The sequence below is a fragment of the Amycolatopsis sp. cmx-4-61 genome (assembly GCF_046548775.1).
Lineage (GTDB): Bacteria > Actinomycetota > Actinomycetes > Mycobacteriales > Pseudonocardiaceae > Amycolatopsis.
Genome location: NZ_JAEBEI010000012.1, coordinates 130,415 through 145,480 on the forward strand (window position 1 = coordinate 130,415; position 15,066 = coordinate 145,480).

The window sequence follows — 15,066 nt, forward strand, 5'->3', positions numbered from 1 at the left end:
GCCGCCATGCGCAACCGCGAGTCCTGAGGCCCCCGAGTCCCCGATGTCCGCGCGAACCGCCGGAGGGAGGCCGTCATGCGCAACCGCGAGTCCTGAGCCGCTGTGCCCCTCGTCCGCCTGTGTCCGAGAGGAGAGCTGTCGTGCGTAATCGCGAGTCCTGAGCCGTTGCCCGCCCGTCCCGTCGTGCGCCGGAAGGAGAGCTGCCGTGCGCAATCGCGAGTCCTGAACCCCTGCCCCCGACCCATCGCGCGCCGAAGGAGAGCCGCTGTGCGCAACCGCGAGTCCTGACCCCAGCCGTCCACCCGTCCGTTCCCGCCCGAGGAAGGAATCGTCACCATGCGCAACCGTGAGTCGTGAACACCCGCCGGCCCGGGTGGGGCCGCTCAGGCGGTCGCGCCGCCGTCGACCACCAGGTCGTGCCCCACGGTGAACGCGGCTTCGTCCGAAGCCAGCCACAGCACTGCGGCGGCCACCTCGGCGGTGGCACCCACCCGGCCCAGCGGGATCGCGTTCTTCAGCCGCGCGGCCCGGTCGGCGTCCGTCTCGCCCGGGCGCCGGGACATGTCCGTGTCGGTCGCGCCGGGGCTGACCGCGTTGATGCGGATCCCGTCGGCGATGTGGTCGCGCGCCGCCGTCCTGGTCAGCGCGCTCACGGCGGCCTTCGACGCCGCGTAGGCCGCCATGTTCGGCAGCCTGCCGTGCGCGCCGATGTTCGACGCCATGTTGACGATCGCGCCGCCGCCGTGCGCGCGCATGTGCGCGACCTCGTGCTTGAGGCACAGCCACGTCCCGGTGACGTTGGTGTCCAGCACGGCCGCGAAGCCGTCCTCGTCGAGGTCCGCGACCGGGGCCGGCGACCCGAGGATGCCCGCGTTGTTGAACGCGACGTCCAGCCGCCCGTGCCGTTCGACGACCGTCTCCACCATCCGTGCCACGTCCGCGGAGTCGGTCACGTCGACCGTCACCGCACTCGCGTCGCCGCCGATTTCCGCCACCGCGGACGCCAGCCGCCGCCCATCGCGCCCGGCGACGACCACCGTCGCGCCTTCCGCCGCGAACGCCCGCGCCGTCGCCCGTCCGATCCCCGAGCCGCCGCCCGTCACCAGGACGGCCTTGCCCGCGAAACGTGCCCCCATCGTGTACCTTCTTTCTGGTCCGATCAGTCTTGAATGAGCAACCGCATGGCTTGTGAGACCGCCGCGTCCACCCGGCTCGCGGCGTCGGTTCCCTTGCCGAGGACCCGCAGGCCCTGCAGCACGGTGAGCAGGAATCGCGCCAGCGTCGCCGGGTCGCTGCCGCCGGGAAGTTCGCCTTGGGCCTTCGCGCGTTCCAGCGCCATGGTGAGGGCGACCTCCAGGGTGTCCCAGCTGCGCTCCACCAGCCGGGCGACGTCCGGATCGTGGGGGAGCAGTTCGATCGCCGCGTTGACGACGAAGCAGCCCATCCTCGTCTCGTCGCCGAGAATTTCCGCTGCGTAACCGTCGAACAGCCGGCGCACCGCGGCCACCCCGGAACCCGGCTCCGACAGCTGGGCCATCACCCGCGCGTCGGTTCGTTCCGCGTAGCGCTTCAACGCCGTGACGTAGAGGTCGTGCTTCGTGCCGAAGGTGGCGTACAAGCTGGCCTTGGCGACGCCGAGGTGCGTGACGAGGTCGCTCACCGACGTCGCCTCGTACCCCTGGCGCCGGAAGAGCGTGAGCGCGTTGTCGCAGGCTTCGCCGACGTCGAACTCCTTGACCCGGGACATGATCGAAACGGTAGCCGAATCCAGAACGAACGGTCAAATATGTGAGCGGCGGTGTGTCGGATTCGGTGACGGCGCGTGCGGTGGCACTATGGCTGCTTCGACCGGCCAGAGGGGTGAGCGATGCAAGATCGGCTGACGTTGCCGCCGACCGTCGTCGCCATCCACCTGCGCTCCTGTGCCGAGGAACTCGCCGCCGGCCTGCGCTGCGGCGGTCCCGGCGCCACGACGGCCGAGCTCACCGACGTCGTCGCGCAGCTCGTCGCCGGCCAAGAAGCCATTTCGCACGCGCTCGCCGGGCTCGCCGCCCGGGTCGAAGGCGGTTCGGAGGCCCTCGCCGCGGCGCCGCCGCTGGACGTCGAGGTCGTCACCGAGGTGCTCCGCGCGGCCGCGATCGCCTCCCGGTGCTCGGCGGAGGCGCTCGACGAGGTCACGCCGTCGTTCGAATGTGTGAGCGAATCCGTCTCGCCTGACACCCGTTTGTAGCTGTCGATCCGCCGCGGCCGCTGTCTAGCCTGGGAGCTGCGGAGGTGGCACGGATGCGCGCAGTGTGGACGGGCACGATCGGGTTCGGCAGTTACGCCATCCCGGTGAAGGCGTACAGCGCCACCGAGGAGCGCGAACTGCCGCTCCACCAGGTACACGAGACCGACGGCGGCCGCGTCCGGGTCAAGCGCGTGTGCGAGGTCGACGGCGCCGAAGTGCCGCCCGAGGAGATGGTCCACGGCTATCCCGTCCCCGGCGGCGACGTCGTCCTGCTGTCCGCCCACGAGCTGGCCTCGCTCCCGATGCCGGGCCGCACGATCGCCATCCGCGGGTTCGCGCCGGTGCCCGACGTCGATCCGCTGTGGTTCGCGAAGAGCTACTACCTCGAGCCCGAGCCGGCGGGCACGAAGCCGTACGTGCTGTTCAGCGAGGCGCTCCAGCAGTCGGGCCGGCTGGCGCTGGTCACCGTCGCACTGCGCCGCCGCGAGACGCTCGGTGCGCTGCGCGTGCGCGACCAGGTGATCGTGCTCGAGACGATGCGGTGGCCGGACGAGGTGCGCACGCCGGACTTCCCGTTCCAGCACGCCGACGTCGACATCCGGCCCGGCGAGCTGCGGCGTGCGGTGAACCTGGTCGAGGAGCTGACCGGCGAGTTCGACCCGGCCCGGTACCCGGACCGTTACCGCGAGGCGTTCCAGGCGTTGGTCCAGGCGAAGATCGACGGCGCCGAGGTCGTCCAGCCGACGGCCGCCGAACAGGCCGAGGGCGTCACCCGCCTGCTGGCGGCGTTGCAGGAGAGCGCCGCCGAAGCGGAGGACGGGCGCAACGCGGCCGTCGAGAAGGCCAAGGCGGCCGCCTCGAGGGCGGCGAAGGCGCGCACGACGGCGAAGCGGGCCGCGACGCGCAGCCGTGGCCGCACGAAGGCGTCCGGCTGAGTATTACTACCCACGGGTAATTGAGGGTTCTCACACTCAACCCGCCGTCCTGGGCGCGGCAGACTTCCTTCTGCCAGCGAGTACCGGATCGCTGGCGAGGGGGGATGACCGGACGGCCCCTGGGGAGGTGAGCCGTCCGGGCACCAGGGTTCCGGGGCGGGCCGGAGGAGGAGCGGCCCGTTCCCGGGACCCGTCCCGCACCGCGGGGAGGCGGCGCGGGCAAGGGGGTGTCCGAAGGCTGCCGTGGAGGGATCGAGGGGTCTCCACGGCAGCTTTCAGGCGTCCGCGACCCGGATCAGCAGGTCGGCGGCCAGCTTGAGCAGCTGCCGCTCGGTCGGCGACAGCGTCGACTCGAGCGCCGTGGCCAGCCAGCGCTCGCGCTGGGCGCTGTACTCGCGCAGCACCGCGAGGCCGTCGGCGTTGATGCTGATCCGCGAGCGGCGCCCGTCGTCGGGGTCCGGCTCCCGCTCGATCAGCCCCCGGATGGTGAGCGCCGCCAGGATCCGGGTGAGCGACTGCGGCTGCAGCCGTTCCGCCTCGGCCAGCTCGGTGGGCGTCTGCGTGCCCGCCCGGTAGAGCCGGCTCAGCACCGCGAGCAGGGCCGGCCCGGGACTGGTCCGGTCCGCCTCGGCGCGCATCCGCCAGTTGAGCCGCCCGACGCCTTCGCGCAACCGCCGGGACAACTCGGCGAGGTCGGCCTCCGCGGTGATCCGCGCGGCGGTCTCTTCGAGGGTCCGGGCCGGTTCGGTGTGCATGACCCCACATTAGGTGGTCCCACGGACCAGCCGGGCATAACGCCCATCGCGCGCCAGCAGCTCCTCGTGTGTCCCGCGTTCGGCAATCCTCCCTTCGTGCAGTACGACGATCTGGTCGGCGTGCTCCACAGTGGACAACCGGTGCGCGATCGTCAGTGTGGTGCGCCCCGCGGCGAGCCGGTCGAGCTCGGCCTGCACGGACCGTTCGGTCCGGGTGTCGAGTGCGCTGGTCGCCTCGTCGAGGATGAGCACCGGGGGGTTCCGCAACAGGATCCGGGCGATCGCGATCCGCTGCTTCTCCCCGCCGGAGAACCGGTAGCCCCGCTGGCCGACGACCGTGTCGTACCCCTCGGGCAGCGCGGCGAGCGTGTCGTGGATGTGCGCCGCCTTCGCCGCCCGCTCGATCTCGTCGTCCGTCGCGTCCGGCTTGGCGAAGCGCAGGTTCTCCCGCACGGTGTCGTGGAAGAGGTACGTCTCCTGCGACACCAGCCCGACGCCCGCCGCGAGCGACGCCAGCGTGACGTCCCGGACGTCCGTGCCGTCGATCGTCACCGACCCGCTGCGCACCTCGTAAAGCCGGGCGACGAGGTAGGCCAGCGTCGTCTTGCCCGACCCGGTCGACCCGACGAGGGCCGTCGTGGTCCCGGCCGGCACGTCGAGGTCGATCTGGTGCAGCGTCGGCGGGCCGCCTTCGTCGTAGCTGAACGAGACACCGCGCATCGAGATGTCGCCGCGGCGCACCTGCAGCACCTGGGCGCCGGGTTTGTCCGCGATCTCCACCGGCAGGTCCAGCACCTCGAAGATGCGGCCGAACAGCGCCTTCGACGTCGCCACGTTCTGCCCGATCGTCTGCATCGCGCTCGCCGGCGCGACCAGCCGGTTGAGCATGCTCGTGAACGCCACGACGGTGCCGAGGGAGATCGGTGACGCACCGCCCGCCAGCGCCAGCCCGGCGATCCAGTAGACCAGCGCCGGGATCACGGTGAGGCTCATCGCCCGCGATGCCCGTTGCCAGCGGCCGGCCAGCGCGGCGGCCCGTTCCAGCGACGCGATCTCCCGCGACTCCGCGCCGAAGCGCTCCCGCATCGCCCGCTCGTTGCCCATCGTCTTCGCGAGCAGCACCCCGGTGACCGACAGGGACTCCTCGACCATGGTCGTCAGCCGGGCCATCCGCCGCGTGCGGCCGCGGGCCAGCGTCCGCCGCTTCTCGCCCAGCCGCAGGGTGAACAGCAGGAACAGCGGCACGACGAGCAGGGACAACGCGGCGAGCTGCCAGTCGAGCAGGACGAGCGCGGTCGCGATGGCGATCGTCGTGGTCGCGTTCTGCACCACCGACCCGGCGGTCGTGGTGATCACGTTGTCCACCCCGCCGATGTCGTTGAACACCCGCGAGAGCACTTCGCCGCTCTTCGTCCGCGTGAAGAAGCCGAGCGACATCCGCTGCAGGTGGCCGTAGACGGAGACGCGCAGCTCGTTCATCACCCGCTGCCCGATGGTGTTCGACAGCCCGGTGGTGGCGACGCCGAGGGAGCCGCTGCCGACCGAGCAGACGATCATGCCGGCCGCCAGCAGGCTGATCAGCAGCGTGTCGCGGCGCGGCAGGGCGTCGTCGAGGATCTCGCGCAGCAGGAACGGCGAGACGACGCCGAGGCCGGCCTGCACGACGATCAGCGCGAACAGCGCGGCCAGCGGCCCGCGGTGCGGGCGGAACAGCCCGGCGATCCGCCGCAGGGGCACGGGTTCGTCGGCGTCGGTGTCCGGCTCTCGGAGGACGGCAACAGCGGTCATGCACCTATGTTTACTAAAATCTGCCGCGTGTGCCACTCATTTTCGCAGAGTCACACGAAAGTGGCCTGCGCTGCTGGTAAACCTATGTTTAATATTGACGCATGCCGTCGGAGACATGGAGCCGGAGCGACTACCCTCGACCACGCCGGCCGAGTCCGGCGCGCCACCATCGACCCAGCTGGAGCGTGCACACCCGTGTTCGACACCCTCTCCGATCGGCTCACCGCCGCCCTGCAGACGCTCACGCGCAAGGGCAAGCTGTCCGACGCCGACATCGACGCGACCGCGCGCGAGATCCGCATCGCGCTGCTGGAGGCCGACGTCGCCCTCGGCGTCGTCAAGACCTTCATCGCGAGGATCAAGGAGCGGGCGAAGGGCGCCGAGGTCTCGCAGGCGCTCAACCCCGCGCAGCAGGTCATCAAGATCGTCAACGAGGAGCTCGTCGGGATCCTCGGCGGCGAGACGCGCCGGCTGAAGCTGGCCAAGACCCCGCCGACCGTGATCATGCTCGCCGGTCTGCAAGGTGCCGGTAAGACGACCCTGGCCGGCAAGCTCGCGATGTGGCTGAAGAAGCAGGGCCACGCGCCGATGCTGGTCGCCTGCGACCTCCAGCGCCCGAACGCCGTCACGCAGCTGCAGGTCGTCGGCGAGCGCGCCGGCGTCGTCACCTTCGCGCCCGAGCCCGGCAACGGCGTCGGCGACCCGGTCGACGTCGCCCGCCGCGCGATCGCCGAGGCCAAGCGTGCGCAGCACGACGTCGTCGTGGTCGACACCGCGGGCCGCCTGGGCGTCGACGAAGAGCTGATGAAGCAGGCCGCCGACATCCGCGACGCGGTCGAGCCGGACGAGGTCCTGTTCGTCGTCGACGCGATGATCGGCCAGGACGCCGTCACCACGGCCCAGGCGTTCCAGGACGGCGTTGGCTTCTCCGGCGTCGTGCTCACCAAGCTCGACGGCGACGCCCGCGGTGGTGCCGCGCTGAGCGTCCGCGAGGTCACCGGCCAGCCGATCCTCTTCGCGTCCAACGGTGAGAAGCTCGAGGACTTCGACACCTTCCACCCGGACCGGATGGCGTCGCGGATCCTCGGCATGGGTGACGTCCTCACCCTGATCGAGCAGGCCGAGCAGGCCTTCGACCAGAAGCAGGCCGAGAAGGCCGCGGAGAAGCTGTCCAGCGGCCAGCTCACCCTGGAGGACTTCCTCGAGCAGATGCTCGCGGTCCGGAAGATGGGCCCGATCGGCAACCTGCTCGGCATGCTCCCCGGCGCCGGCCAGATGAAGGACCAGCTCGCCCAGGTCGACGACAAGCACCTGGACAAGCTGCAGGCGATCATCCGCGGCATGACCCCGGCCGAACGCGAAGACCCGAAGCTGATCAACGGGTCCCGGCGGCTGCGCATCGCCAACGGTTCCGGCGTCACCGTCCGCGAGGTCAACGACCTGGTCAACCGGTTCTTCGAGGCCCGCAAGATGATGGCCCAGATGGCCGGCCGGTTCGGCTTCGGCGGCGGGGGCGGCTCCAAGTCCCGCAAGGGCAAGAAGGGCAAGAAGGGCCGCGGCCCCACGCCCCCCAGGGTCCGCGGCGGCCTCCCCGGCGGCATGCCGATGCTGCCCCCGGGTGGCGGCATGCCGGGTGGGATGCCCGACCTGTCGCAGCTCGGCGGCATGAACGACGTCCCGGGCTTCGACCCGTCGAAGTTCAAGCTCCCGAAGAACCCGAAGGACAATTGAGCACCGCGCTCCACGCCGCCGGGGTGCTCCTGCCCGGCGGCGAGCCGGGGGAGCTGTGGATCACCGGCGGCCGGATCTCGTTCGAGCCGGTGCCGGGCGCCGAGACCCTCGGCCGGGACGTCTTCCTCGTGCCCGGCCTGGTCGACGCGCACTGCCACCCCGGCATCGGCGTCGGCGGCCCCGTCTCGCTCGAAGAGGCGGCCGAGCAGGCGATCACCGACCGGAACGCCGGGACGCTGCTCATCCGCGACTGCGGCCTGCCCCTCGACGTCCGGCCGCTCCAGCAGCGGGCCGACCTGCCCACGATCATCCGCGCCGGGCGGCACCTCGCCCTGGCCAAGCGCTACATCCCGGGGCTCGGCATCGAGCTCGAAGACCCGGAGCAGCTGCCCGCAGCCGTGGCCGAGCAGGCCCAGGACGGCGACGGCTGGGTCAAGCTCGTCGGCGACTGGATCGACCGCGGGGTGGGCGACCTCGCGCCGCTGTGGCCGGACGACGTCCTCGCCGAAGCGGTCAAGGTGGCGCACGACCACGGCGCCCGCGTCACCGCGCACGTGTTCGGCGAAGCCGCTTTGCCCGGCCTGATCGCGTCCGGCATCGACTGCCTCGAACACGGCACGGGCCTGAGCGCCGGGCAGCTGGCCGAGCTCGCGCGCCACGACGTCGCCCTGGTCCCCACGCTGATCAACATCGAGAACTTCCCGGGAATCGCCAACAAGGCGGGCAAGTACCCGGCCTACGCGGCGCACATGCGGGCGTTGCACGCCGGCGTCGGCGAGATGGTCGCCTCGGCCATCGAAGCGGGCGTACGCGTCTTCGCGGGCAGCGACGCCGGCGGCATGGTGGAGCACGGCAGGCTCGTCGACGAGATCGAAGCGCTGCACCGCGCGGGCATGACCCGTGAGCAGGCACTCGCGAGCGCGTCCTGGGCGGCCCGGGACTGGCTCGGCCACCCGGGCATCGAGGACGGCGCCCCGGCCGACCTGCTCGTCTACCCGAGCGATCCGCGCGAGGACCTGGGCGTCCTGCGGCACCCTTCGCACATCGTGCTCGGCGGCGTCGTGTACGCCTAGACCCCCGCTGATTTCCTTGCGGGGTCGGCACTTTAGCGTGGGATGCGTGACGGACGACGACGGCGCACGGCGCGTGCTGGGAGCGCACTGGTGTTTCGTGGCGTTCTTCGCGGGGATCGCCGGCTACTACCTGACCAACCTGATCATCGCCGCGGCGGTCAACCGCAACGTCGGCGAGTTCGACCCCCTGGAGCTGCACGACATCGGGCCGCTCCTGCTCCTGGCGTTCGTGCCCAACCTCCTGCTCGGCCTCGGCCCGGCCGTCGGCTCGTGGCGCTGGGGCAGTGGACTGCGGACCGACTTCGGCCTCAAGCCGACCTGGCGTGACGTCCGGATCGGCCTGGCGTGCGGTGTGCTCGCCCTGGTCGTCGGCTACCTGCTGAACCTGGTGCTGATCGCGGTCTACGGCGCCGATGACGTCTCCGACAGCCCGCTGACCGACCTCGCCGACACCTTCGACGGCGACACCGTGTGGCTGGTGCTCGCGGCGGTGATCGTCATCGCCGGCGCGCCGATCACCGAGGAACTGCTGGTCCGCGGCACGCTGTGGAACGCGCTGTCGTTCCACCGGATCCCGCCGTGGGTGGTGCTCGTGCTGACTTCGCTGGTGTTCGCCCAGTTGCACGGCGAGCCGACCCGCACCATCGCCCTGTTCGGCCAGGGCATCGCGATGGGACTGGCCCGGCACCTGTCCGGCAGGGTCAGCGCGGGCGTGATCGCGCACGCGGCCAACAACCTCCCGCCCGCGGTGCTGCTGTTCGTCGCGCATTGACCTTTGCGAAGATCGATGGACAGTAGCTGGACGGATACTGTGCGATCACATCCCGGCGGCTAGGCTCGAGGCAGGAGCCGAGCGACGCGGAGGGCAAGGCGTGACCACTTCCCAGCCCCGGGACCCGGCTGCCGACGCCACGCCGTTGCCCGAGCCCGAGGAGCCCGCCGCGACCGCCTTCCTCCCGCCTGCGCCGCGGCACCGGTGGGGCTTCGGGGCGTTCCTGCTCGTCGAGGCCGTCCTGCTGGCGTCCGCGGCCTTCGTGTCCGCCCTGGTCGGCGACACCGGCCCCGGTCCGCTGCCGATGCGCGTCGTGCTGCTCGGCACCATGCTGCCGACGATGATCGCGGCCGGCGTCGCGGTGCTGATCACCTTCGTGCGCGGCAACGGGCCCGTGTCCGACCTGCGCCTGGAGTGGCGCTGGGCCGACGTGAAGACGGGGTTCCGGTACGGCTGCGTCGGGCTCGTCTTCACCACTTTGGCCGCGTACCTGTGGACGCACCTGGTGGGCAACGCCAACGCCACGTCGGCGATCAGCGCGCTGGTCGAGGACCGCCGGATGTCGATTCCGGCGGCCCTGGTGATGTTCGTCTACCTCTGGTTGCTGGGCCCGATCTGCGAGGAGATCATCTACCGCGGCCTCCTCTGGGGCGCGGCGGAACAGCTGCAGTGGCGCAGCGAGCGCTGGGGCCGGTTCGCGGCGTTCCTGCTCTCCACAGCGGTGTTCGCGGCCAGCCACCTCGAGCCGCTGCGGACGACGTTGCTGCTGGTCATCGCGGTGCCGATCGGCCTGGCCCGGCTGGTCACCGGCCGCCTGCCGAGCAGCATCGTCGCGCACCAGGTCAACAACTTCCTCCCGGCGCTGACCATCCTGCTCGGGGCCCTCGGGGTGGCCTCTTTCTAGGTCCGGAAGCGCCGTCTGGCAGAATGGGTCACTGCCTGCTTCCGCCGGACCCTCTCACCGTGCGAAAGCTCCTGACCTTCGGGTGCCCGCGTCCGTGTCCCCACTCGGCCCGCGTGCGCCCAGCCCAGCACCAGAGAGATTCGAGGAGAACCCACACCCGTGGCCGTCAAGATCAAGCTGCAGCGCCTCGGCAAGATCCGTGCGCCGTACTACCGCATCATCGTCGCCGACGCGCGCACCCGCCGGGACGGCAAGGCCATCGAGACGATCGGCAAGTACCACCCGAAGGAAGAGCCGAGCCTGATCGAGGTCGTCTCCGAGCGCGCCCAGTACTGGCTGGGGGTCGGCGCGCAGCCGACCGAGCCGGTCCAGCGCCTGCTGGAGATCACCGGTGACTGGCAGAAGTTCAAGGGCCTGCCGGGCGCCGAGGGCACCCTGAAGGTGGCCGAGCCGAAGCCGTCCAAGCAGGACCTGTTCAACGCGGCCCTGGCCGCGGCCGGCGAGGAGCCCTCCACCGAGGCCACCACGCCGAAGAAGAAGTCGACCCCGAAGAAGGCCGACGCCGAGAAGGCCGAAGCCGAGAGTGAGAAGGCCGAGTGAGCTTTCTGGCTGACTCCCTCGAGCACCTGGTGCGCGGGATCGTCGACAACCCGGACGAGGTCCGGGTCGAGCTGCTGACCACCCGCCGTGGCCGCACGCTCGAGGTGCACGTGCACCCCGACGACCTCGGCAAGGTGATCGGCCGGGGCGGTCGCACGGCGACCGCGCTGCGCACCGTCATGGGCGGCATCGGTGGCCGCGGCGTCCGCGTGGACGTCGTCGACACCGACCGCTGAGCGTTTCGGAAGCACGGTCAGGATGGACGTCGTAGTCGGCCGCATCGCGAAGGCGCACGGCATCCGCGGGGAACTCGCGGTGGACGTGCGCACGGACTCGCCGGAAGAGCGGTTCAAGATCGGTGCGGCCGTGACGACGAAGCTGCGTGACGGCAGCAAAAGGGAACTCACCATCGCAGCCGCCCGCGAACACAGCGGGCGGCTGCTGGTGCGTTTCGAGGAGGTGTTGACCCGCGACGTCGCCGAGACGCTGCGGGGCGCGCTCCTGCTCGCCGACACCGACACGCTGCCGCCGACTTCGGACCCGGACGAGTTCTACGACCACGAGCTGGCCGGCCTGCGGGCCGAGCTGGCCGACGGGACGGTCGTCGGCAAGGTCGTCGAGATCGTCCACTCGCCCGCCGGCGAGCTCCTGGAGCTCGACGTCGACGGCCGCGAGGTGCTGGTGCCCTTCGTCCGCGCGATCGTCCCCACCGTGGACGTCGCGGGCGGCCGGGTCGTGCTCGACCCGCCGGAAGGGCTGCTGGACGCCTGAAATGCGGATCGACGTCGTCACGATCTTCCCCGAGTACCTCGACCCGCTGCGCGCCGCGCTGCTGGGCCGGGCGATCGACCGCGGCCTCATCGAGGTCGGCGTGCACGACCTGCGCGACTGGACCCACGACGTGCACCGCGCGGTCGACGACGCGCCGTACGGCGGCGGTCCCGGCATGGTCATGAAACCGCAGATCTGGGGCCCGGCCCTGGACGACGTCTGCACCGCCGAAACGCGGCTCGTCGTGCCCACGCCCGCCGGAAAGCCGTTCACGCAGGAGCTGGCGCACGCCTACGCGTCGGAGAAGCACCTGGTCTTCGCCTGCGGCCGGTACGAGGGGATCGACCAGCGGGTCGTCGACGACGCCGCGCGCCGGATGCCGGTCGACGAGGTGTCGATCGGGGACTACGTGCTGGTCGGCGGCGAGGCGGCGGTACTGGTCATCGTCGAGGCCGTCGTCCGGCTGCTGCCCGGCGTGCTCGGCAACGCGCGGTCGGCCGCCGAGGATTCGTTCTCCGACGGCCTGCTCGAAGGCCCCAGCTACACGCGCCCGGAAGTGTGGCGGGACCTGGCCGTGCCGGACGTGCTGCGCTCGGGGAACCACGCCCTGATCGACCGCTGGCGGCGTGACCAGGCCCTGGAGCGCACGGCCCGCCGCCGCCCCGATCTCCTGGCGCGGCTGCCGGAAGGTAGTCTCGACAAGCACGATCGCGGGGTCCTGGAGGGCTTGGACCCCGAGCAGGCCTAGCCCGGTTACTTGACGCGTGGCACGGTCTGTAATACTTGACAGGTTGGCGTGAGTGGACCTCCTCGTCCACGAGCCCGCCATCAGCCCCCCGGGTCGCCCGCAGCGGCACCGTTGCGCGCCCGGGATCTGTACGCAAGCCATACCGAAGACGAGGACGGACCACCGATGAACACCCTGGACGCGCTGGACAAGCAGTCGCTGCGTTCCGACATCCCGGACTTCCGCCCGGGCGACACGCTCAAGGTGAGTGTCCGCGTCATCGAGGGCAACCGCGAGCGCAACCAGGTCTTCCAGGGCGTGGTCATCCGCCGTCAGGGCGGTGGCATCCGGGAGACCTTCACCGTGCGCAAGGTTTCGTTCGGCGTCGGCGTCGAGCGCACCTTCCCGGTGCACTCGCCGAACATCGCCTCGGTCGAGGTCCACAAGCGCGGCGACGTGCGGCGCGCGAAGCTGTATTACCTGCGCGACCTCCGCGGCAAGAAGGCCAAGATCAAGGAGCGCCGCGAGAACCGCGAGACGGCCTCGGCTAACTGAGTCACCACCCGGTTACCGGTAGCCTGACGACGTGGCCGAACCCGTGTCCCAGAACGCTCCCGAGGACGACCCCGACCGCTCCGAGGAGGACAAGCCCCGGCTGTCCCGCTCCGAGGAGCGCGGGGGATCCCGTCGGCGAGCCAAGCCCGCCAAGAAACGGTCGTTCTGGAAGGAACTGCCGATCCTGCTCGTGATCGCCCTGGTGCTCACGATCCTGATCCAGACATTCCTCGCGAAGGTCTTCATGATCCCTTCGGGCTCCATGGAGGCCACCCTGCACGGGTGTCCTGGCTGCACCGGTGACCGGATCCTGGTCGACCGGGTCACCTACGACTTCACCGAGCCCTCCCCGGGCGACGTGATCGTGTTCAAGGGCCCGCAGGCGTGGATCAACAACGAGGTCGCGCCGCAGGAGTCGAGCAACATCATCGTGCAGGGCCTGCGTGGTCTCGGCTCGCTGGTCGGGTTCGCCCCGCCGGACGAGCGCGACTTCGTCAAGCGGGTGATCGCGGTCGGCGGCCAGACCGTCCAGTGCTGCGACCCGCAGGGCCGGATGATCGTGGACGGCAAGGCGCTCGACGAGCCGTACATCCACTGGGAAGACCCGTCGAACCAGGAGCAGAAGACCTTCACCCCGGTCAAGGTGCCGGCCGGGACGGTCTGGGTCCAGGGCGACAACCGCAACAACTCCGACGACTCCCGGTTCCAGGGTGGTGGCGGCGTGAACGGCGCGGTCCCGGTGGACAACATCATCGGCAAGGCGCGGATCATCGTCCTGCCGCCGAGCCGCTGGGGTGGCATCACCGACCACAACCCGCAGGAGTCGGCGCAGCCGGTGGCGCTCGGTGCGCCGGCGTGGCAGAGCGGGCTCCCGCTCGGTGCCGGGATCGCGGCGGCGTGGCCGGCGTTGTTCGTCGGGCGCAAGCTCAAGGCCGGACTGCGCCGGGCGGCCGGGCGGAAGCCCTAGCCACCCGGTCCTGGCCGGCAGACGGGTGATCCAGCCTTGACAGTTCCCGTTCCCTTGACGGCGGCCGAGCCGATCCGGCCACCGCGAGCCGTGGTGCGCGGCGACCTCTTCTGGGGTCTGCAGGGCGCCCTCGACCGCCGTGGCCTCGGCCCGGTCGCTGGTGCGGACGAAGCCGGCGCCGGCGCGTGCGCGGGGCCGCTGGTGGTCGCGGCCTGCGTGCTCAAGCAGGGCGACGCGGCGAAGCTCACCGAGCTGACGGACTCGAAGATGATGACGGCCAAGGCGCGTGACCGGGTCTACGACCTGGTCCTCGCCCGGGCCGTCGACTACTCGGTGATCGTCGTCCCGACCGAAGAGGTCGACCTCTACGGCATCCGGGTGATGAACCTGGAAGCCATGCGACGCGCGGCCGCTGCCCTGCGCGTGCAGCCGGGCTACATCCTCACCGACGGGTTCCGCGTCCCGGGTCTGACCGCCCCGAACGCGGCGGTCATCAAGGGCGACCGGTCAGTGGCTTGCATCGCGGCCGCGTCCGTGCTGGCCAAGGTGACGCGAGACCGCATCATGGCGGGCTACCACGACGATTTCCCGCATTACGGCTTCGATGTGCACAAGGGGTACAGCACGTCCGACCACCTGGCGGCGCTGCGCGAACACGGCCCCAGCGATGTCCATCGCTGGTCGTACACGAACGTGGCCACCGTGGCCGTCAAGCACGGCCTCCGCCCCGCGCGGCCGGTCCTGCTGACGTATGCGGCGTTGGAGAAGGCGATGGAAACGCCCGGCGCGCCCGGCCTGGCCGCGGTCCTCGACGAGGCATTAGAGCCACAACTCAGCCTGCCGCTGCATGCCCCGGCCGCGGGTGTGGGTCACAATGAACGCTCCGCCGGCGGAGCAGCAGCACGATCCCGAGGAGGGGCGCGGATTTCATGAGCGCAGAGGATCTCGAGAAGTACGAGACCGAGATGGAGCTCTCGCTGTACCGCGAGTATCGCGACATCGTCGGCCAGTTCTCGTACGTGGTGGAGACCGAGCGGCGGTTCTACCTGGCCAACGCGGTGGACGTCCAGGTCCGCGACGGCGGCGGCGAGGTGTACTTCGAGGTCCGCATGTCCGACGCGTGGGTCTGGGACATGTACCGCCCGGCTCGCTTCGTCAAGCACGTCCGGGTCATCACGTTCAAGGACGTCAACGTGGAGGAACTGGACAAGCCGGACCTCCGGCTCCCCGAAGACGGCCCGTTCTCGGGCTAGTCGCC

Annotated in this window: 18 protein-coding genes; 14 read left to right on the forward strand and 4 right to left on the reverse strand. The window is 70.9% G+C overall.

Annotated features, from left to right (window positions below; all coding sequences use genetic code 11):
• Positions 1-383: 383 nt before the first annotated feature.
• Positions 384-1,136, reverse strand: coding sequence for a glucose 1-dehydrogenase (locus ACLJOU_RS29425; protein ID WP_410571768.1), 753 nt, complete (start codon positions 1,134-1,136; stop codon positions 384-386).
• Positions 1,137-1,159: 23 nt separating this feature from the next.
• Complete coding sequence (locus ACLJOU_RS29430; protein WP_410571769.1) at positions 1,160-1,747, reverse strand: TetR/AcrR family transcriptional regulator; 588 nt, start codon at positions 1,745-1,747, stop codon at positions 1,160-1,162.
• 120 nt (positions 1,748-1,867) lie between these two features.
• Between ACLJOU_RS29430 and ACLJOU_RS29435 the strand changes: the two genes are divergently transcribed.
• Together ACLJOU_RS29435 and ACLJOU_RS29440 are read left to right on the forward strand one after the other, a co-directional pair.
• Positions 1,868-2,230: a hypothetical protein gene (locus tag ACLJOU_RS29435; protein WP_410571770.1), complete on the forward strand. Its 363-nt coding sequence runs from the start codon at positions 1,868-1,870 to the stop codon at positions 2,228-2,230.
• A gap of 53 nt (positions 2,231-2,283) precedes the next feature.
• Positions 2,284-3,165, forward strand: a complete 882-nt coding sequence (locus ACLJOU_RS29440; RefSeq protein ID WP_410571771.1) for a Ku protein — start codon at positions 2,284-2,286, stop codon at positions 3,163-3,165.
• A 275-nt stretch (positions 3,166-3,440) separates the two neighbouring features.
• Here ACLJOU_RS29440 and ACLJOU_RS29445 read toward each other — a convergent pair whose 3' ends face one another.
• Both ACLJOU_RS29445 and ACLJOU_RS29450 read right to left on the reverse strand, forming a co-directional pair.
• The gene (locus ACLJOU_RS29445) at positions 3,441-3,920 is read right to left on the reverse strand and encodes a MarR family winged helix-turn-helix transcriptional regulator (RefSeq protein WP_410571773.1); all 480 of its coding nucleotides are present in this window, start codon (positions 3,918-3,920) and stop codon (positions 3,441-3,443) included.
• 9 nt (positions 3,921-3,929) lie between these two features.
• On the reverse strand, positions 3,930-5,708 hold the full coding sequence (locus ACLJOU_RS29450; RefSeq protein WP_410571775.1) for an ABC transporter ATP-binding protein: 1,779 nt from the start codon (positions 5,706-5,708) through the stop codon (positions 3,930-3,932).
• Between the two features lie 195 nt (positions 5,709-5,903).
• On the opposite strand from ACLJOU_RS29450, the gene ffh reads away from it, so the two are divergent.
• The 12 genes from ffh to ACLJOU_RS29510 all read left to right on the forward strand — a co-directional run bounded on the left by ffh (position 5,904) and on the right by ACLJOU_RS29510 (position 15,061).
• Positions 5,904-7,439, forward strand: coding sequence for a signal recognition particle protein (ffh, locus tag ACLJOU_RS29455; protein WP_410571777.1), 1,536 nt, complete (start codon positions 5,904-5,906; stop codon positions 7,437-7,439).
• Positions 7,436-8,512 carry an amidohydrolase family protein gene (locus ACLJOU_RS29460; protein ID WP_410571779.1) on the forward strand — a complete coding sequence of 359 codons (1,077 nt, stop codon included), beginning with the start codon at positions 7,436-7,438 and terminating at the stop codon, positions 8,510-8,512. The genes ffh and ACLJOU_RS29460 overlap by 4 nt, the downstream gene beginning before the upstream one ends.
• A gap of 46 nt (positions 8,513-8,558) precedes the next feature.
• Complete coding sequence (locus ACLJOU_RS29465) at positions 8,559-9,284, forward strand: CPBP family intramembrane glutamic endopeptidase (protein ID WP_410571781.1); 726 nt, start codon at positions 8,559-8,561, stop codon at positions 9,282-9,284.
• Between the two features lie 100 nt (positions 9,285-9,384).
• The gene (locus tag ACLJOU_RS29470; protein WP_410571783.1) at positions 9,385-10,188 is read left to right on the forward strand and encodes a CPBP family intramembrane glutamic endopeptidase; all 804 of its coding nucleotides are present in this window, start codon (positions 9,385-9,387) and stop codon (positions 10,186-10,188) included.
• Positions 10,189-10,347: 159 nt separating this feature from the next.
• Positions 10,348-10,788 (forward strand): 30S ribosomal protein S16, encoded by a 441-nt coding sequence (gene rpsP / locus ACLJOU_RS29475; protein WP_410571785.1) that lies wholly within the window; start codon positions 10,348-10,350, stop codon positions 10,786-10,788.
• The gene (locus ACLJOU_RS29480) at positions 10,785-11,024 is read left to right on the forward strand and encodes an RNA-binding protein (RefSeq protein WP_003103110.1); all 240 of its coding nucleotides are present in this window, start codon (positions 10,785-10,787) and stop codon (positions 11,022-11,024) included. The genes rpsP and ACLJOU_RS29480 overlap by 4 nt, the downstream gene beginning before the upstream one ends.
• A gap of 22 nt (positions 11,025-11,046) precedes the next feature.
• Entirely contained in the window at positions 11,047-11,559 is a 513-nt protein-coding gene (gene rimM / locus ACLJOU_RS29485; protein ID WP_410571787.1) for a ribosome maturation factor RimM, read from the forward strand.
• 1 nt (position 11,560) lies between these two features.
• The gene (trmD, locus tag ACLJOU_RS29490) at positions 11,561-12,307 is read left to right on the forward strand and encodes a tRNA (guanosine(37)-N1)-methyltransferase TrmD (protein ID WP_410571789.1); all 747 of its coding nucleotides are present in this window, start codon (positions 11,561-11,563) and stop codon (positions 12,305-12,307) included.
• 165 nt (positions 12,308-12,472) lie between these two features.
• A complete protein-coding gene (rplS, locus tag ACLJOU_RS29495; RefSeq protein ID WP_364274089.1) occupies positions 12,473-12,841 on the forward strand; it encodes a 50S ribosomal protein L19 in 369 nt (122 codons plus the stop codon).
• A 31-nt stretch (positions 12,842-12,872) separates the two neighbouring features.
• Positions 12,873-13,808, forward strand: coding sequence for a signal peptidase I (gene lepB / locus ACLJOU_RS29500; RefSeq protein WP_410571791.1), 936 nt, complete (start codon positions 12,873-12,875; stop codon positions 13,806-13,808).
• A 90-nt stretch (positions 13,809-13,898) separates the two neighbouring features.
• On the forward strand, positions 13,899-14,741 hold the full coding sequence (locus ACLJOU_RS29505; RefSeq protein WP_410572033.1) for a ribonuclease HII: 843 nt from the start codon (positions 13,899-13,901) through the stop codon (positions 14,739-14,741).
• Positions 14,738-15,061 carry a DUF2469 domain-containing protein gene (locus tag ACLJOU_RS29510; protein WP_003096226.1) on the forward strand — a complete coding sequence of 108 codons (324 nt, stop codon included), beginning with the start codon at positions 14,738-14,740 and terminating at the stop codon, positions 15,059-15,061. The genes ACLJOU_RS29505 and ACLJOU_RS29510 overlap by 4 nt, the downstream gene beginning before the upstream one ends.
• Positions 15,062-15,066: the final 5 nt, after the last annotated feature.